General features: G+C 71.2%; 17 protein-coding genes. 12 read left to right on the forward strand and 5 right to left on the reverse strand.

Translation table 11 applies throughout. From position 1 onward, the window contains the following. Positions 1-126: 126 nt before the first annotated feature. Positions 127-573 carry an Lrp/AsnC family transcriptional regulator gene (locus AB0M80_RS41000; protein WP_364575730.1) on the reverse strand — a complete coding sequence of 149 codons (447 nt, stop codon included), beginning with the start codon at positions 571-573 and terminating at the stop codon, positions 127-129. A gap of 111 nt (positions 574-684) precedes the next feature. On the opposite strand from AB0M80_RS41000, the gene AB0M80_RS41005 reads away from it, so the two are divergent. The 5 genes from AB0M80_RS41005 (at position 685) to AB0M80_RS41025 (ending at position 6,564) form a co-directional block, all read left to right on the forward strand. Beyond that, entirely contained in the window at positions 685-1,113 is a 429-nt protein-coding gene (locus tag AB0M80_RS41005; RefSeq protein WP_364575732.1) for a rhodanese-like domain-containing protein, read from the forward strand. Between the two features lie 15 nt (positions 1,114-1,128). Next, on the forward strand, positions 1,129-1,878 hold the full coding sequence (locus tag AB0M80_RS41010; RefSeq protein WP_364575734.1) for a type 1 glutamine amidotransferase: 750 nt from the start codon (positions 1,129-1,131) through the stop codon (positions 1,876-1,878). A 94-nt stretch (positions 1,879-1,972) separates the two neighbouring features. Next, positions 1,973-3,106 carry an inorganic phosphate transporter gene (locus AB0M80_RS41015; protein ID WP_364575736.1) on the forward strand — a complete coding sequence of 378 codons (1,134 nt, stop codon included), beginning with the start codon at positions 1,973-1,975 and terminating at the stop codon, positions 3,104-3,106. 29 nt (positions 3,107-3,135) lie between these two features. After that, positions 3,136-6,111, forward strand: a complete 2,976-nt coding sequence (locus tag AB0M80_RS41020) for a bifunctional [glutamine synthetase] adenylyltransferase/[glutamine synthetase]-adenylyl-L-tyrosine phosphorylase (protein WP_364575738.1) — start codon at positions 3,136-3,138, stop codon at positions 6,109-6,111. A gap of 21 nt (positions 6,112-6,132) precedes the next feature. After that, positions 6,133-6,564: an acyl-CoA thioesterase gene (locus AB0M80_RS41025; protein WP_364575740.1), complete on the forward strand. Its 432-nt coding sequence runs from the start codon at positions 6,133-6,135 to the stop codon at positions 6,562-6,564. Between the two features lie 72 nt (positions 6,565-6,636). Here the strand turns inward: AB0M80_RS41025 and glnA are convergent, their stop codons facing one another. Next, positions 6,637-8,061, reverse strand: a complete 1,425-nt coding sequence (gene glnA, locus AB0M80_RS41030) for a type I glutamate--ammonia ligase (RefSeq protein WP_364575742.1) — start codon at positions 8,059-8,061, stop codon at positions 6,637-6,639. A 269-nt stretch (positions 8,062-8,330) separates the two neighbouring features. Here glnA and AB0M80_RS41035 point away from each other — a divergent pair, with 269 nt between their 5' ends. Further along, positions 8,331-8,720, forward strand: a complete 390-nt coding sequence (locus AB0M80_RS41035) for an RDD family protein (protein WP_364575839.1) — start codon at positions 8,331-8,333, stop codon at positions 8,718-8,720. 52 nt (positions 8,721-8,772) lie between these two features. Here AB0M80_RS41035 and AB0M80_RS41040 read toward each other — a convergent pair whose 3' ends face one another. Next, the gene (locus AB0M80_RS41040; RefSeq protein ID WP_364575744.1) at positions 8,773-9,513 is read right to left on the reverse strand and encodes a DUF4191 domain-containing protein; all 741 of its coding nucleotides are present in this window, start codon (positions 9,511-9,513) and stop codon (positions 8,773-8,775) included. 56 nt (positions 9,514-9,569) lie between these two features. Between AB0M80_RS41040 and AB0M80_RS41045 the strand changes: the two genes are divergently transcribed. The 6 genes from AB0M80_RS41045 (at position 9,570) to AB0M80_RS41070 (ending at position 14,032) form a co-directional block, all read left to right on the forward strand. Continuing rightward, a complete protein-coding gene (locus tag AB0M80_RS41045; protein WP_364575746.1) occupies positions 9,570-11,663 on the forward strand; it encodes an ATP-dependent DNA helicase UvrD2 in 2,094 nt (697 codons plus the stop codon). A gap of 221 nt (positions 11,664-11,884) precedes the next feature. Then, positions 11,885-12,145 carry a hypothetical protein gene (locus AB0M80_RS41050; RefSeq protein WP_364575748.1) on the forward strand — a complete coding sequence of 87 codons (261 nt, stop codon included), beginning with the start codon at positions 11,885-11,887 and terminating at the stop codon, positions 12,143-12,145. Between the two features lie 149 nt (positions 12,146-12,294). Further along, complete coding sequence (locus AB0M80_RS41055) at positions 12,295-12,651, forward strand: WhiB family transcriptional regulator (RefSeq protein WP_364575750.1); 357 nt, start codon at positions 12,295-12,297, stop codon at positions 12,649-12,651. Further along, positions 12,648-12,902 carry a hypothetical protein gene (locus AB0M80_RS41060; protein WP_364575752.1) on the forward strand — a complete coding sequence of 85 codons (255 nt, stop codon included), beginning with the start codon at positions 12,648-12,650 and terminating at the stop codon, positions 12,900-12,902. The genes AB0M80_RS41055 and AB0M80_RS41060 overlap by 4 nt, the downstream gene beginning before the upstream one ends. 72 nt (positions 12,903-12,974) lie before the next feature. Continuing rightward, the gene (locus AB0M80_RS41065; RefSeq protein ID WP_364575754.1) at positions 12,975-13,850 is read left to right on the forward strand and encodes a class I SAM-dependent methyltransferase; all 876 of its coding nucleotides are present in this window, start codon (positions 12,975-12,977) and stop codon (positions 13,848-13,850) included. After that, positions 13,847-14,032, forward strand: a complete 186-nt coding sequence (locus AB0M80_RS41070; RefSeq protein WP_364575756.1) for a hypothetical protein — start codon at positions 13,847-13,849, stop codon at positions 14,030-14,032. The genes AB0M80_RS41065 and AB0M80_RS41070 overlap by 4 nt, the downstream gene beginning before the upstream one ends. 216 nt (positions 14,033-14,248) lie before the next feature. On the opposite strand, the gene AB0M80_RS41075 is transcribed toward AB0M80_RS41070, so the two are convergent. Together AB0M80_RS41075 and AB0M80_RS41080 are read right to left on the reverse strand one after the other, a co-directional pair. Next, entirely contained in the window at positions 14,249-15,142 is an 894-nt protein-coding gene (locus tag AB0M80_RS41075; protein WP_364575841.1) for a hypothetical protein, read from the reverse strand. Positions 15,143-15,304: 162 nt separating this feature from the next. Then, the gene (locus AB0M80_RS41080; RefSeq protein WP_364575758.1) at positions 15,305-16,645 is read right to left on the reverse strand and encodes an AarF/ABC1/UbiB kinase family protein; all 1,341 of its coding nucleotides are present in this window, start codon (positions 16,643-16,645) and stop codon (positions 15,305-15,307) included. Positions 16,646-16,711: the final 66 nt, after the last annotated feature.

The raw sequence follows: 16,711 nt of genomic DNA on the forward strand, positions 1-16,711 counted from the left end.
TGTGGGAGAGTAGGACACCGCCGAACTTAACCAATGGAAAGGCCCCGGTCGAGAACCCCACAGGTTCTCCCGGGGCCTTTCCCCATGCCCGAAAACCGTGTCGACCCCCCAATCGCGCGTGATGCCTCAAGCCGGCCGCGCCGGCGGCCGCCTCCTCAACGGGGACGACAACACCAGTGACGTCGTCGTCTCCCCGTACCGCTGGACCTTCTCGACCAGCTCCTCCAGCTCCGCCGTGTTCCGGCACAGCACCCGCAGGATCCAGCACTCCTCACCCGTGACGTGATCCGCCGCCACCACCTGCGCCAGCGGCAGCACCGCCGTCCGGAACCGGGGTGTGTCGAGACTCCGGACCCGGGCCCGCACCAACGCCTCGATCGGCAGCCCCAGCTTCGTCGTGTCGACGTTCGCCGCGTAGCCGGTGATCACCCCGCGCTCCTCGAGACGGCGGACGCGTTCCGTCACCGCCGAGCCGGAGAGCGACACCCGGCGGCCCAGTTCCGTGAAGCTCAGCCGGCCGTCGGCCTGCAGGAGCTCCAGCAGGCGCCAATCGACGTCGTCGAGGTGGTCCACCGCAACTCTCCCGGGTTCGCAGGGCCGGAACGGGGAAATCCCCGGCCGTTCCGGGCTTCCACGCCGATTCTGCCCTGTCCGGACCGCGCTCTCGCCAGCAGGATTTACCTCATGACCACCGCACGCACACTCACCTTCCCCGCCGCGGCACCGGAAGCCGCCGTGAAGTACTTCGGTGCCGAGCTCGGCCTCGAGGTCGATCCCGACGATCTCGCCCGGGATCTCGAAGCCCGGCGCACCGATGGCTACGTCGTCGTCGAGACCCGGGCACCCGAAGCCTTCGCCCACGCGCGCATCCCGGGGGCGATCAACTTGCCCTACCGCGACCTGACCCTCGAGACGACCGCGCACCTCGACCGCGATCTCGTGTACGTCTGCTACTGCGAAAGCACCGTCTGCAACGCCGCCACCAAGGGCGCGCTCAAGCTCGCCGAGCTCGGCTTCAAGGTGAAACGGCTCTCCGGCGGCATCACGAGCTGGATCGCCGCCGGCTACCCGGTGGAAGGAACCGCGACTCCCGGAATTCGCTGTGCCTGCTGACCTACCCTGGAAGGCGTGACCCGAATCCTGATCATCCAGCCGGACGCGTCGGACCCCCTGGGCCCCCTCGGCGACTGGCTGACCGAGGCCGGCGCGGAACTCGACGTCCGCCTGCTGCCGGAAAACGACCTGCCCGCCGACCTCGACGGGTACCAGGGTGTCGTCTGCCTCGGCGGCGGCATGGCCGCGGAGGACGACGCCAAGCACCCCTGGCTCGCCGACGTCCGGCGCCTGCTGTCGAAAGCCGCCGGCCGGCAACGGCCCACGCTGGGCATCTGCCTCGGCGCGCAGCTGCTGGCCGTCGCGACCGGCGGCCGCGTCGAGGCCGCTCCCGACGGGCCCGAGGTCGGTCCGCACCTCGTCAGCAAGAAGGACGCGGCGTGGACCGACCCGCTGTTCGCCGACCTGCCGCTCGTGCAGGACGTCCTGCAGTTCCACTCCGACGCGATCACCCGCCTCCCGCCCGGCGCCGAGCTGCTCGCGTCCTCGCCGCTTTACGCGAACCAGGCCTACCGGATCGGGCGTTGTGTCTACGGTGTCCAGTTCCACATCGAGACGACGCCCGCGGTCGTCGAGAGCTGGGCGGCGGAATGCCCCGAAGAAGCGGAATTCGCCCGCCCGGGTGCGCTCGAGCACGAAGCGTTGATCACCGTGCACGCCGACATCGAGGAGACCTGGCGTCCCTTCGCCGGGCGGTTCGTCAAGCTGGCCGCCGGAGAACTCGAGCCCGCCGCGGGAAGGCAACGCACTTTGCCGCTGGCTTGACGACAGAGGTCACAACCAGCAACACGCTGTTAACGCCGGGCGTACCCGTCAGGTACCTTGCGGGAGGAGTCCCCACAAGGGTGCGGAGGTCGGGGTGCAACCCTCGTTGCTGGTCGTGGTCGTCGTCGTCACGGCCCTCATTTTCGATTTCACGAACGGGTTCCACGACACCGCGAACTCGATGGCGACGTCGATCGCCACCGGCGCCTTGCGGCCGCGGGTCGCCGTCGCCATCTCGGCGGTGTTGAACCTGGTCGGCGCGTTCCTGTCGGTCGAAGTCGCCAAGACGATCTCCAGCGGTCTGGTCGACGACACGAAGATCGGCCCGGCGATCGTCTTCGGCGGGCTGATCGGCGCGATCGTCTGGAACCTCGTGACGTGGTTCGTCGGCCTGCCGTCGAGCTCGTCGCACGCGTTGTTCGGCGGCCTGATCGGCGCCACGTGGGTCTCGGCGGGCGCCGACTCCGTCCACTTCGGAAAGATCGTCGAGAAGGTCCTGATCCCCGCCGCGGCCAGCCCGGTCATCGCCGGCCTCGTCGCGATGGTCGCCACCTACCTGGTCTACCGCTTCCTGGTGCGGGGCCGCCCGGCCACGCGCGGGTTCAAGGTCGGCCAGATCGTCTCGGCGTCCCTGGTCTCGCTCGCCCACGGCACGAACGACGCGCAGAAGACGATGGGCGTCATCACGCTCACGCTCGTCAGCGCCGGCAGCCTCCCGTCCGGCGCGTCGCCGCCGGTCTGGGTGATCATCAGCGCCGCGTGCGCACTCGCGCTCGGCACCTACCTCGGCGGCTGGCGCATCACCCACACCCTCGGCAAGGGCCTGACCGACATCGAAGGCCCACAGGGCTTCGCCGCCCAGACGAGCTCGGCGCTGGTCATCCTGGTCTCGTCGCGGCTGGGCTTCCCGCTCTCGACGACGCACGTCTGTTCCGGCGGGATCGTCGGCTCCGGCGTCGGCCGCCGGGACGCGCCGGTCCGCTGGCGGATGGCGGGCCGGATGGTCCTCGCGTGGCTGTTCACGTTGCCCGCGGCCGCGATCGTCGGCGCGATCTCCGGCAAGGTCGCGTCCCTCGGCAGTGCGGGCACGATCGCCGTCGGTGTCGCCGGGATCGGGGTGGGCCTCGGCATCTACCTCCTCTCGCGACGCCATCCCGTCACCGCGCACAGCTTCCAGGTGCCCGAGCCGACGCCCGCGGCGCCCGAGCCCGGCCGGCTCGCGGCCTGAACCGCTTTCCCCGGCTACGGTGGTCCGTGATGGCAGACCGCGCGCGAACGACCGCTTCGGCGGCGAGGTACGGCTTCACCGATTCCCGTGCCGAGGGTCAGTTGCGCGCGGCCGGCTGGTGGGCCGACGCCGGCCCGGTCGACGCGGCCGCCGACGTGCTCGCGGCGTTGTCCCGCACCGCCGACCCCGATCTCGCGCTGCGCGGGCTGGACCGGATCCGCGAGGCCGACGCTGCCGAGTGGACCGACCTCGAAGAGGAGCTCCGCGCCCACCGGACGTTCCGCGGTCGCTTCCTCAGCGTGCTCGGCACGTCGAGCGCACTCGCCGACTTCCTCGCCGCGCACCCGGAGCAGTGGCGCTCACTCACCGCGGACAAGTGCACCGACTCCGCCTGTTACCGGGAGGCCCTGCGCTCGGCTCTCCTCGGAGACGACGGCTCGATCCTCACCGGGCTCAAAGCCGAGCAGGCTCTCAAGGTCGCCTACCGCGGCCAGCTGCTCGGCATCGCCGCGGCCGACCTCGGGCACGTCGTCGAGACCGGGCTCGAGTACCCGCGCTACGCCGAGGTCGCGGCGCAGCTGACCGAGCTGGCCGAAGCCGCGTTGGCCGCCGGGCTGCTCGTCGCCGAGGCCGAAGCCGGCGCATCCGCCGGAGGCACGCTCGCGATCATCGCGATGGGCAAGTGCGGGGGCCGGGAGCTCAACTACGTCAGCGACGTCGATGTCATCTTCGTCGGCGATGGCGACCTCGGCGTCGCCACGCGGCTGGCGAGCAAGATGATGCGCGTCGTCGGGAAGGCGTGCTTCGAGGTCGACGCGGCGCTGCGCCCCGAAGGCAAGGCCGGCGCGCTCGTCCGCACGCTGGACGGGCACCACGGCTACTACCAGAAATGGGCCAAGACCTGGGAATTCCAGGCGCTGCTCAAGGCGCGTCCGGTGGCGGGCGACGCCGAGCTCGGCCGCCAGTACGCCGAAATGGTCGCGCCGCTGGTGTGGTCGGCGGCCGACCGGGAAAACTTCGTCGCCGAGGTGCAGCAGATGCGCCGCCGGGTCGAGGGCCACGTGCCGTCCGAGCACGCCGAACGGGAGCTGAAGCTGGGCCGCGGCGGCCTGCGCGACGTCGAGTTCGCCGTGCAGCTGCTGCAGCTCGTGCACGGCCGGGTCGACGCGGACCTGCGGTCACCGTCCACCATGGACGCTCTCGCGGCGCTCGGTGAAGGCGGCTACGTCGGTCGTGAAGACGCCGCCGAGCTGGGTGCGTCCTACGAATTCCTGCGGATGATCGAGCACCGGCTGCAGCTGCGGCGGCTGCGCCGGACCCACCTGTTCCCGGCGCCGACCGACACCGCCGAGCTGCGGATCATCGCCAGGGCCAGCGGGATCAAGGCGAGTGGCGGCAAGAGCCAGGGCGAGTCGCTGCTCGCGGAGTTCCGGCGGCACGGCAAGGGCATCCGGCGCCTGCACGAGAAGATCTTCTACCGGCCGCTGCTGCAGTCCGTCGCGAACGTGCCGGCCGAGGCGCTGCGCCTGACCACCAAGCAGGCCGCCAGCCGCCTGGCCGCGCTCGGCTACACCGCGCCCGACGGTGCGCTGCAGCACATCAAGGCCCTCACCTCGGGTGTCTCGCGGCGCGCCGCGATCCAGCAGGCGCTGCTGCCGGTGCTGCTCGACCTCCTCGCCGACACGCCCGATCCCGACGGCGGGCTGCTGTCGTACCGGAAGGTGTCCGAGGCGCTCGAAGAAACCCCGTGGTACCTGCGGGTGCTGCGCGACGAGGGCACGGTCGTGGAGGACCTGGCCCTCCTGCTGGGCACGTCACGGCTGGTGCCGGCCCTGCTGGTCCGGGCGCCGGAGGTGCTGCAGCTGCTCGGCGACCCGGCCCGGATGCTGGGCCGCACGCCCGCCGAGGTGGCGACGTCGCTGCGGGCCGCTGTCCGGCGCCAGCCCGGGTTGAACGCCGCCATCGCCGCCGCGCGTTCGCTGCGGCGGCACGAACTCCTGCGCGTCGCCTGCGCGGATCTGCTCGGGCTGTTCGACGTGCCCGCGGTCTGCGAAGCGCTGTCGAGCGTCTGGGTGGCCGTGCTCCAGGGTGCGCTGGCCGCGGCGTTCCGCCAGCGGCAGGCCGAACTCGGCCGGACGCCGGCGCGCATCGCCGTCATCGGGATGGGCCGGCTCGGCGGCGCGGAACTCGGCTACGGCTCCGACGCCGACGTCCTCTTCGTGTGCGAGCCGTCCGAAGGGATCTCGGACGCCGACGCCGTGAAGTTCGCGTCGTCGGTCGCGGAGACGGTCCGGAAGATGCTGGGCGCGCCGAGTTCGGACCCCGCGCTGGAGGTCGACGCCGACCTGCGGCCGGAGGGCCGGAGCGGGCCGTTGGTGCGGACGTTGGAGTCCTATCGCGCCTACTACGCGCGGTGGGGTGAGGTGTGGGAGGCGCAGGCGCTGCTGCGGGCACGGTTCGTGGCCGGCGACGACGAGCTGGGCGCGCGGTTCATCGCGATGATCGATCCGATCCGCTACCCCGAGAGCGGCCTGGACGGGACGAAGGCACGGGAGATCCGCCGCATCAAGGCCCGCGTCGAGACGGAACGGATGCCTCGCGGCGCCGACCCGACGCTGCACACGAAGCTCGGCCGCGGCGGTCTGGCCGACGTCGAGTGGACGGTCCAGTTGCTGCAGCTGCAGCACGCCCACGCGATCGAAGGCCTGCGGACGACGTCGACGCTCGACGCGCTGGCGGTGCTCCCGGGTGCGGGCCTGGCCGAACAGGCCGAGGCGGACTCGCTGAGGGAGGCGTGGCTGCTGGCGACCCGGGTGCGCAACGCGGGGATGCTGGTGCGCGGCAAGGCCGTCGACCAGGTCCCCGGTTCGGGCCGCGACCTGGCCGCGGTGGCCCGGGTGCTCGGCCAGTCGGCCGGCGACGATCCCGGCGAGTTCCTCGACAGCTACCGCCGGCTCACGCGGCGGGCGCACGCCGTGGTGGAGCACCTGTTCTACGCGAGCTGAGCGGTCGCTTAGAGTGGGAGCGTGACCGATCGCGAACCGTTCCGGACCCGGATCAAGGTCCGCCACTACGAGCTGGACACCCTGGGCCACCTCAACCACGCCGTGTACCACTCGTACGGCGAGGTGGCGCGGCTCGAGCTCTTCGAGGCGGCCGGCGGGCTCGAAGGCTTCATGAAGGCGAAGCTCGCTGCGGTGTTGCTGGAGACGCACGTGGTGTTCCGCCGCGAGCTGCGCGCGGGCGACGTCGTCGACGTGACGTGCGAGGTCAAGTTCGGCAGCGGCAAGACGTTCAAGATGGACTCGAACGTCATCAAGGTGGACGGCACGCTGGCGGCGGAGATCTCCTGCACGCTGGGGTTGATGGACCTGGAGCGCCGCAAGCTGGTGGCGGACCCACGGGTCCGCTTCGAGGCGGCGGGCTCGGACCTGAAGCGGCTGTCTCCGGCGGAGTGACGGAGAAACGCCGGTGGCGAGGGCTCTTCGCACCTCGCCACCGGCGTGTCCAGGGGCCGGACTGCTACCGGATCACACGTCGTAGTACAGGGCGAACTCGTACGGGTGCGGACGCAGGCGCAGCGGGTCGATCTCGTTCTCGCGCTTGTACGAGATCCACGTCTCGATCACGTCCGGGGTGAAGACGCCGCCCTCGAGGAGGTACTCGTGGTCGGCTTCCAGCGTGTCGAGGACCGTGCCCAGGTCGCCCGGGACCAGCTTGACGTTCTTGGCCTCCTCGGGCGGGAGCTCGTAGAGGTCCTTGTCGATCGGCTCCGGCGGCTCGATCTTGTTCCGGATGCCGTCGAGGCCCGCCATCATCATCGCCGAGAACGCCAGGTACGGGTTGCCCGACGAGTCCGGGCAGCGGAACTCGGCGCGCTTCGCCTTCGGGTTGTTGCCCGTGATCGGGATGCGGACGCAGGCCGAGCGGTTGCGCTGCGAGTAGACCAGCGAAACCGGCGCCTCGAAGCCCGGAACCAGGCGGTGGTAGGAGTTCACCGTCGGGTTCGTGAAGGCCAGCAGGCTCGGGGCGTGCTTGAGCAGGCCGCCGATGTAGTGGCGCGCGGTGTCCGACAGGCCGGCGTAGCCCGACTCGTCGTGGAACAGCGGCTGGCCGTCCTTCCACAGCGACTGGTGGCAGTGCATGCCCGAGCCGTTGTCGCCGGCGAGCGGCTTCGGCATGAACGTCGCCGTCTTGCCCGCGGCGAACACCGTGTTCTTCACGATGTACTTGAACAGCTGCAGGTCGTCCGCGGCGTGCAGCAGCGTGTTGAACTTGTAGTTGATCTCGGTCTGGCCGGCGGTGCCCACCTCGTGGTGCGCGCGCTCGATCTCGAAACCGGAGCCCTGCAGGTTGCGGACGATGTCGTCGCGCAGGTCGGCGAAGTGGTCGACCGGCGGGACGGGGAAGTAACCGCCCTTGAACTTCGTCTTGTAGCCCTGGTTGCCACCGACCTCGTCGGCGCCGGTGTTCCACCAGCCCTCGATCGAGTCGATCTCGTGGAACGAGGCGTGCTCGGCGGAGTCGAAGCGGACCGAGTCGAAGATGTAGAACTCGGCTTCGGGGCCGAAGTACACGTTGTCGGCGACGCCGTACTCGGAGATGTACTGCTCGGCCTTGCGCGCGATGTTGCGCGGGTCGCGGCTGTACGCCTCGCGGGTAAACGGGTCGTGCACGAAGAAGTTGAGCGCCAGCGTCTTCGCCTTGCGGAACGGGTCGATCCGCGCGGTCGCCGGGTCCGGCAGCAGCAGCATGTCGGACTCGTGGATGGACTGGAAGCCGCGCACCGAGGAGCCGTCGAACGCGAGTCCCTCTTCGTAGGCCTCTTCGGTGAAGGCCTTCGCGGGGACCGTGAAGTGCTGCATCACGCCGGGCAGGTCGCAGAACTGGACGTCGATGACTTCGACGTCCTCGTCGGCGATGAGGCGCTGGATGTCGTCTGGAGTAGTGGGCACCCTCGGTGACTCCTTCTCGTTCGAGCTCGTACGGCAGTGCTCTCTTCGGCTCACGCTAAAAGTGCGGTGTTGCCCGACCGTCACCCGTATGTTTCGCCGGTGTTAACGGGTGGTCGATATCGGGTATCCGACCAGGTCGGATGTGCTCCACGCCACCGGCATACCCTAGACGGGTGGCGAGATGGACCGGTGAATGGCTCCCCGGCACCGGCGACGGCGCTCCGGGCACTGATCAGGACGGCGCGCGCTGGCCGGGCGAGAAGTTCGGTTTGCCCGAATCGGGCGTCGGCTCGGCGGCGAGCGGCGGTGCCCGGCTGCTCGGGCTGATCGTCGACCTGGTCATCGCGGCCCTGGTCACGGCCATCTTCCTGCACCCCAGCCTGCAGGACGCAGCTGCGATGCAGAAGTTCAACCTCTGGTCCGGCGGCGTGTGGGCGGTCATCTCCGTCGTGTCGGCCGGCTTCTTCGGCTTCACCCCGGGGATGGGTGTCGTCGGCATCCGCGTCGCCCGGCTGGACGGCGCCGCGCTCGTCGGCCCGCTGCGTGCGCTGGTGCGGGCCGCGCTGACGTTCGTGATCATCCCGGCCGCGGTCCGCAACGCCGACGGCCGCAGCTGGCTCGACCGGCTGACCGGCACCGTCGTCATCCGGATGCGCTGAGTGCGAAAAGGCCCCCGTCCGGGTTCGGACGGGGGCCTTTTTCGTCTGCGGGTCAGCGGCGGCGGATCGTGCGCTGGACGTTGCGCATCTTCGCGCCGGCCGGCATCGGGCCCTTGGGCAGGGCCGCGCCGCGGTTGCCGAGGGCGGCCAGCTTCGCCTCGAGGGCGTCGACCTGGGCCGGCTTGAGGTTGCGGGGCAGCTTCATCAGGTAGCCCTGGAGCTTCCTCAACGGGAGCTGGCCGTCTTCCTGACCGACCGTCACGTCGTAGATCGGCGTGTCGCCGATCAGGCGGGAGACGCGCTTCTTCTCCTGGGCGAGCAGGGTCTTGACCCGGTGCGACGCGCCTTCGGCGACCAGCACCACGCCCGGGCCACCCAGGACCCGGTGCACCGCGTCGAGGTGGGTCGTCGCCGCGACGGTCTGCGTCACCTTCCAGCGGCCGCGCAGGTTTTCCAGCGCCCACGCGGCGGCGCCGGGCTGCCCGTCGGCCTTCGAGTAGACCGTCTTCTGGACGCGCCGGCCGAAGATGATCATGGCGAGCAGGGCGCCGAGCACCAGGCCGAGCGGCAGCAGCACCCACTGCGCGTCGAAGAAGAACCCGATCCCGAACGCCACGCCGGCGACGACGACGATCGACCCGGCCATCCAGGGGATGAGCCACGGGTCTTCCTTGCGCTGCATCTTGAACGCCTCGAAGAGCTGGCCACGGCGTGCCTTGCTCGCCGCGCGCTTCTCCTTCTTGGCCTGCTTGGCCGCTTCCTTGTTCTTGCCCGAGTCCCGCTGTCCCGCCATATGACCAGGATACGGCCGCGTGCCCCTGCCCCGATTCCCCGTCCCCCTCTGCGAGGATGCCGGACGTGACCGGCGTACTTTCCACCAAGAGCATCAACCGTCTGCTCGATGGCCTCGACCCCGAGCAGCGCGCCGCCGCCAGTGCCCCGAGGGGCCCGGTCTGCGTGCTCGCCGGAGCCGGCACGGGCAAGACCCGCACGATCACCCACCGCATCGCCCACCTCGTCCGGTCCGGGCATGTTTCCCCCGGTCAGGTCCTTGCCGTCACCTTCACGACGCGGGCCGCGGGGGAGATGCGGACGCGGCTGCGCGGCCTCGGCGTCGAAGCGGCGCAGGCGCTGACCTTCCACGCCGCTGCCCGCCGCCAGCTGCGTTACTTCTGGCCGCGCGTGGTCGGCGACCGGCCGTGGGACCTGCTGGAGAACAAGCTGCGGTTCGTCGGCCAGGCCGCGAGCCGCGCCAAGCTGGGGACCGAGGTCGAGGCCCTGCGCGACCTGGCGAGCGAGATCGAGTGGGCGAAGGCGTCGCTGATCAGCCCGGAGGACTACCCGGCCGTCACCGCGCGCGCCCAGCGGGACATCCCGGCACCGGCGGCGCAGGTCGCCGAGGTCTACCGGAACTACGAAGAACTGAAGAACGCCGCGCAGGTCCTCGACTTCGACGACCTCCTGCTGCACACGACGGCGGTGCTCGAGGAGCACGGCACCGTCGCCGAGGAGTTCCGGGACCGCTACCGCTGCTTCGTCGTCGACGAGTACCAGGACGTCACGCCGCTGCAGCAGCGCCTGCTGGACGCGTGGCTCGGCGGCCGCGACGACCTGACCGTCGTCGGCGACGCCAACCAGACCATCTACTCCTTCGGTGGCGCGTCGCCACGGCCGCTGCTGGAATTCACGCGGCGCTACCCGGACGCCACCGTCGTCCGGCTCGAGCGCGACTACCGGTCCACGCCCGAGGTCGTCGCGCTGGCGAACCGGGTGATCGGCGCGGCGCGGGGGCGGCCGGCGGGCTCGCGGCTGAAGCTGATCGGCCAGCGGCCGCCGGGGCCGGAGCCGCGCTTCGCCGAGTTCGACGACGAGGCGGTCGAGGCCGGGGCCGTCGCCCGCCGGGTGCGCGAGCTGCTCGACGGCGGCGTCACGGCGAGCGAGGTCGCGATCCTCTACCGGGTGAACGCCCAGTCCGAGGCCTACGAGTCGGCGCTGGCCGAGGCCGGCATCCCGTACCTGGTCCGCGGCGGCGAGCGGTTCTTCAACCGGACGGAGGTCCGGCAGGCGATGTCCGCGCTGCGGGCCGCGAGCGGGGACGTCAGCTCCGACCTGGTCACGACGGTGCGTTCGGTGCTCGCGCGGGTCGGCCTGACCGAGTCGCCGCCCGCCGGTGGCGCGGCGAAGGAACGTTGGGACGCCCTCCTGGCGATCGTCGAACTGGCCGAAGAGCTCGCTTCGACGGTCGAGGACGCGGACCTGCCGCGCTTCTGCGCCGAGCTCGACCAGCGCGCCGCGGCCCAGCACCCGCCGACGGTCGAGGGCGTCACGCTCGCTTCGCTGCACGCGGCGAAGGGCCTGGAGTGGGACGCGGTGTTCCTCGTCGGTCTCGCCGAGGGCACGGTGCCGATCCTCCACGCGGGCGACGACGAAGCCGCGATCGAGGAGGAGCGGCGGCTGTTCTACGTCGGCGTCACCCGGGCCCGCGAGCACCTGTGGCTGTCGTGGGCGCTGGCCCGCACACCGGGCGGGCGGCGCAACCGGCGGCGCAGCCGGTTCCTCTACGGCCTGGTCCCGGAGGACCACCCGGCCGCCAGGGTCGCGCGGTCCCAGCAGAAGCAGGCGGCGCCGGTCAAAACGCGCTGCCGCGTCTGCGGCGGCCCGTTGCTGGAAACCCTCGACGTCAAGCTGGGCCGCTGCGGCCGGTGCCCGTCCACAGTGGATGAAGGTCTGCTGGAGCGGCTGAAGTCGTGGCGTGGCGACCGGGCGCGCGAGCTGAAGGTGCCGGCGTTCGTCGTCTTCACGGACGCGACGCTGATGGCCATCGCCGAGCAGCGGCCGACCGACGAGGCGGCGCTGGTGTCGATCTCCGGCATCGGCGCGACGAAGCTCGAACGCTTCGGCGCGGAGATCCTCGGTGTCGTGCGGGCGTCGACGGGGTCTTGACCGCGTCCGGACCATGATCGACGCGGCGAACCCGCTGCTCGGGGGCGATCTTCGTATCTTCGAGGATTTTCCCGTTAATTGAGTTGCCCCGGTGTGGTGCGGGGCAATAACCTGCCAGTACCGAGCCCGAAGGGCTCGACTGGGGATCTACGTACAGAGCCTATGCAAGACGTGCCGCTCGGCGGCCGCGTGTGCAGAGTACAGAAGGAGGTGCCGGTGAAATGACCATCAACATGACGCTCACGAACCCGGGCACCCGTCTGTCCTGCGCCGCCGCGGAAGTTGCGGCTGCTCAGCGCCCGGGCATTGATGTGTCCGTGAGCGCTCACGAGATCCGTGGCATGCGTCGTGTCGAGCGGCGTTGGGCCACCGGTGTCGTCGTCTTCGGGACCGATGGCGTTCTCGCCGCGTACCCGCAGGCCGATCTGCCGACCGTCAAGCAGTTCCGTGTTCCGTTGTCGATACGGGAGCGAAGTTCCTGACCTAGTCAGGACACGAGGCTCACGAAGGCCGCGGAACCGGGAAACCCGGATCCGCGGCCTTCGTGCTTTTTGGCTGCACAACCCAAGAGGAACCAGCGTTGCCCAGCTCCAGCACCCAACCGAAAACCCGTACGACACAAGGAGGAACCATGTCTTCGGCCGTCGCCTACACCTCGGGTGAGGCAATATTCGCCGACCTGCTCGACCCGATCGCCGTCCCCGACGTGGCGCTGCCCTGCCGTTCCGGCGACGCGGACCTGTGGTTCGCCGAGTCCCCGGCCGAGCTCGAGCGCGCGAAGGCGCAGTGCGCCGACTGCCCGGTGCGCGAGGCCTGCCTGGCCGGTGCGCTGGCCCGGCGTGAGCCGTGGGGCGTCTGGGGTGGCGAGATCTTCGAGCGCGGTGCCGTGATCGCGCGCAAGCGGCCCCGGGGCCGTCCGCGCAAGAACGCCGCCGTCGAGCCGGCCGCCGCCAAGGCCGGCAGCGATCACCGGAGCGCCGCCGCATGAGCGTCGAACCGGTCACGACCAGGGATTACGAAGCCCACACCAGCAGCGAGCAGCTGCAGTTGACGAAGACCGAGATCGAGGAGATCAGCGAGATGTTGCTTTACGAAGAACTGTCGAGGGCCCGAATACGGGATCTGGAAGAGGGGGTCCGCGCCCAGCGGGCCCGAGGTAGCGCGCGTGCCGTACGCCGATGGACGCGAGTAGCCCGATGGGCGGCTCAACGGGCGGAGCGGTACCAGGATCAGAACTGAGCGCAGAGCCCCTGCCGCCCTTCCCAGGCGGCGGGGGCCTTCGCGCGCTTGTTCCTGGTGTTCAATGGGGTGATGTCCGGACACACCCACGACGACATCGACTGGGCGGACCGCCTCGCCCAGCTGCGCATGGCCGACACTCTCGACGCCGAAGCGCTCACGCCCGTCGCACGACGGCTCGTCGGCTCGGCGCCGGAGCGGCCGACCATCGTCGACGTCGGGTGCGGGGCCGGCGGGATGAGCGTGTTGTTCGCGCGCGAGCTCGCCCGCGGCGCCGGGGGCACTGTCGTGCTCGTCGACGCCACGCCGAAGCTGCTCGCCGAGGCGGAGCGAGCCGTGACGGGCGCCGTGGCGGCCGCCGCCGGCTCCGTCGAGGTCGTCAGCCTGCACGGGGACCTCACCGACCCGGCGCTGGCCGTTCCCGCCGCCGACCTCGTGTGGGCGTCCGGCGTGGTGCACCACGTGGGCGATCAGCAGGCCGCGCTGCGCACGCTCGCCGGGCTGCTGCGGCCCGGCGGGGTGCTGGCCATCGCCGAGGGCGGCCTCGAGATGCGGTGCCTCCCGTGGGAGCTCGGCGTCGGCCGGCCCGGACTGGAGCAGCGGCTGCTCGCCGCGCGGGCCGCCTGGTTCGCGCGGATGCGCGCCGGAATCCCGGGCAGCGTCGCCATGCCCTACGGCTGGCCGCGCGCCCTTCGCGAAGCCGGCCTCGAGGATGTCGAGTCGTTCGGCACGCTCATCGACCACCCGATGCCCGGCTCGGACCTCCTGCGCGAGTACGTGGTGCACCGCGTCGGGTGGTTCGCGGAGTCGGCCGGGGAGTGGCTCGACGCCGACGACCGCGCCGCCGTCGCCGCGCTGATCGACCCGCAGAGCCCGGACTTCCTCGGCCACCGGGACGACCTGTACCTGTTCGGCGCCAAGGCAATCCACAGTGGACGGTTGCGGTGAGCGCCCCGGAACCGGTGGGGTGCACGCGCTGCGGCCGCACCCGCACCGCCGACGACGACCCGGCTACGGCGCTCGCGTGGGTCTCCACCCGCGAGCGTGGCGTGCTGCGATGGCTGTGCCCGGACTGCGCGCGGCAGCACGTGCGGGACATCGAAGGCAAGCTGCCGGACGAGTACTGGTGATCAATTCACGCTCCTGAGTGGTCGATGCCGAGGGGTCTTGCCGCCGGGTGTCGTGGAACGGCGGATGCGCGGCAGCTCGTTGCTGCGCGAGGTCTGAATCCAAAGGCGTCTCCGGTGTGGTGGGGCCTGCGAAGGCGGGTTGCCGAGCGGGCGTCGCAAGCCAGTCGTTCGGCGTGCTGGCCGCTCTCGGGCGCGGGCTGGTGATCGGTGTGGTCGTCAGGCGGCGTCTCCGACGGGGGTCATCGGGACCGCGCGGACCCGTGGTCGGGGCGTACGGGACGCATCGCCGAATGCCCGGGCCAGCTCCTGTGCCACCTCCTGCGGGACCTGGCGCAGCTGCCGCACCGTGCAGCGGACCAGGACGATTCCCGTGGCCGCCAGGGCCAGGTGGCTGAAGCCGCCGCCGGGGCCCGGCGTGCAGCGGTACTGCCACGCCAGGCCGATCTCGTCCCACCATGCGTCGGCTTCGCCGAGGCGGCGGCCGCGGCGGTCGCAGATCGTCAGGTCCCAGCTCGGCGGCGGGAGGTGGCCCATGTCCAGCACGCGCGTGGCCAGGCCGTGGGCCTGGATCGGCCCCTCGTCGAGCTCGTGGAGCACCTTGCGGACCACCGCCGTGCCGCGCTGGGGGCCCGCGTCGAGCTCCGCCAGGAGCTCCTGCCGGTCGCACAGGCCCCAGTAGAGCGGCAACGTCAACAACTGCCGGATGTGGGCCGGGTCGGGTTCGGACCGCGCCATGTCCAGCGTCGCCCGGGCCGGCGGGGCGAACGGCAACCCGTCGACCAGGACCGGATCCGGCAACCGGGCCGTCCGCGCCGGCCGGACGCCTTCGCACGCCGTCACCCGGCAGCGGCCGGGGACCAGCAGCCGGATGTCGCTCGACGCCGGGCACGGGAACTTCACGCCGTGGGCCTGCAGTGCGTCGGCGCCGGTGATCACCACCTCCGGCCCGTAGTGCACGAGCGCGGCGTGCAGCAGCTCCCGCCGCGTCGGGGCGGTGTTGCGCAGCAGGACGACACCGGGGTGCAGGCGGCGCCACGGCCCACCGGGGCCGCAGAGCCGCCGGGTTCTTCGATCGGACACCCCCGCCCGGCGTAGCTGTTCGAGGTTCATCACCTCGCACGCGCCGAAACTACGAAGGGCGAGCGGGTCGGTGCACTGAGTAGCTGTCATTCTTCGAGCATGGCGGCTCGGCCAACCGGGTGGAACCCCGTCCGCCGCAGCTGTGGACAACTCGGCGGAATCCGTCCGTTCGCGGCCCCGCCTGTGGACAACTCAGGCGGCGAAGCCCGGCTGCCAGCGCTCCACGATCCCCCGGGCCGGGATCTCCGCGTCGAGCTGGCAAAGGATGCCCGTCGACCCCGCCGTCACCCGGTGGATCATCAGGTACTCGGGCGGCAGGTTGAGCGAACGCCCGACCCGGAAGTCGTTGCCGCGGCTGTCGCCCACCCGCCCGGCCTGCTTCTGCATCCAGCGGCGGGTGAAGTGGAACGTCGGCGCGGCCAGCGGCTCGGTGAACGGGGCCAGGTAGGCGAGCACCTCGTCCGCGGTCAGGTCGCTGTCCGGCCGGATGAACCGGTTCTCCCGCAGCAGGCGCATCAGCTCGGCGGACTCGCCGTCGAGGGCCAACCGCGTCATCTCGCCCAGGTGGCGGGGGATGCCCTCGGGCAGCCGGGCGACGCCGCCGAAGTCGATGACGCACAGCCTGCCGTCGCCGGTGATCATGAAGTTGCCCGGGTGCGGGTCCGAGTGCAGCAGGTGGACCCGTTCGGGGGACGAGTAGTGGAACTCCGCCAGCAGCCGGCCCGCCAGGTTGCGGGTCTCGCGGTCGCCGTCCGAAATCACCTTCGACAGCGGTGTGCCGCTCGCCCATTCCGTCACGACGACCTTCGGCGCGCTGGCCACCACCCGGGGCACCAGGATGCCGGGATCGCCGTCGAACGCCTTCGCGAAGGCGCGCTGGTGCTGGGCCTCGGCCTGGTAGTCGAGCTCCTCGTTCATCCGCTCGGCGAGCTCCGCCAGCAGCGGCTTGACCTCGGTGCCGGGCACGAACGCCTGGAACAGCCTGCTGAACCGCTGCAGCTGACGCAGGTCGCTGCGCAGCGCCTCGTCGGCGCCCGGGTACTGCACCTTGACCGCGACCGCGCGGCCGTCGTGCCAGACCGCGCGGTGCACCTGGCCGATGCTCGCGGCGGCCGCCGGTTCGTCGTCGAACGACGCGAACCGGCTGGTCCAGGTGCGGCCCAGCTGCTCGGCGAGCACCCGGTGGGTCTGCCGGACCGACATCGGCGGCGCGGCGGCCTGCAGCTTCGTCAGCGCTTCGCGGTACGGCTTCGCCATGTCGTCCGGCACCGCCGCCTCGAACACGCTCAGCGCCTGGCCGAACTTCATCGCCCCGCCCTTGAGCGTGCCGAGCACCTCGAACAGCTGCTCGGCGGCCTTCGCCGACAGCGTCGCGTTCACCTGCTCCGCGCTTTGGCCCGCGAGCCTCTTGCCCCAGCCGCCGACCGCGCGGCCGGCGATGCCGAGCGGGAGACTGGCGAGCTTGGCGGTACGGGCTGCACCCTTGCGCGGCATCGCGGTGTCACGATCGGCGGGGTCGCGGAAGTCGGTCACACCGGCGATTCTGCCCTGTGGCGTCGGCCGTGCGCAGCCTGCGCGCGACGTCTTGGTGGGTTACGC

Source organism: Amycolatopsis sp. NPDC051045, from assembly GCF_040682955.1.
In the GTDB taxonomy this organism is placed as follows: domain Bacteria; phylum Actinomycetota; class Actinomycetes; order Mycobacteriales; family Pseudonocardiaceae; genus Amycolatopsis.

Excerpts from the sequence above, each read along its gene's own strand:
- AB0M80_RS41005 (WP_364575732.1), top strand. The coding sequence starts at position 685 with ATGACCACCGCACGCACACTCACCTTCCCCGCCGCGGCACCGGAAGCC.
- AB0M80_RS41020 (WP_364575738.1), top strand. The coding sequence starts at position 3,136 with ATGGCAGACCGCGCGCGAACGACCGCTTCGGCGGCGAGGTACGGCTTC.
- AB0M80_RS41040 (WP_364575744.1), bottom strand. The coding sequence starts at position 9,513 with ATGGCGGGACAGCGGGACTCGGGCAAGAACAAGGAAGCGGCCAAGCAG.
- AB0M80_RS41045 (WP_364575746.1), top strand. The coding sequence starts at position 9,570 with ATGCCGGACGTGACCGGCGTACTTTCCACCAAGAGCATCAACCGTCTG.
- AB0M80_RS41050 (WP_364575748.1), top strand. The coding sequence starts at position 11,885 with ATGACCATCAACATGACGCTCACGAACCCGGGCACCCGTCTGTCCTGC.
- AB0M80_RS41055 (WP_364575750.1), top strand. The coding sequence starts at position 12,295 with ATGTCTTCGGCCGTCGCCTACACCTCGGGTGAGGCAATATTCGCCGAC.
- AB0M80_RS41060 (WP_364575752.1), top strand. The coding sequence starts at position 12,648 with ATGAGCGTCGAACCGGTCACGACCAGGGATTACGAAGCCCACACCAGC.
- AB0M80_RS41065 (WP_364575754.1), top strand. The coding sequence starts at position 12,975 with ATGTCCGGACACACCCACGACGACATCGACTGGGCGGACCGCCTCGCC.
- AB0M80_RS41075 (WP_364575841.1), bottom strand. The coding sequence starts at position 15,142 with ATGAACCTCGAACAGCTACGCCGGGCGGGGGTGTCCGATCGAAGAACC.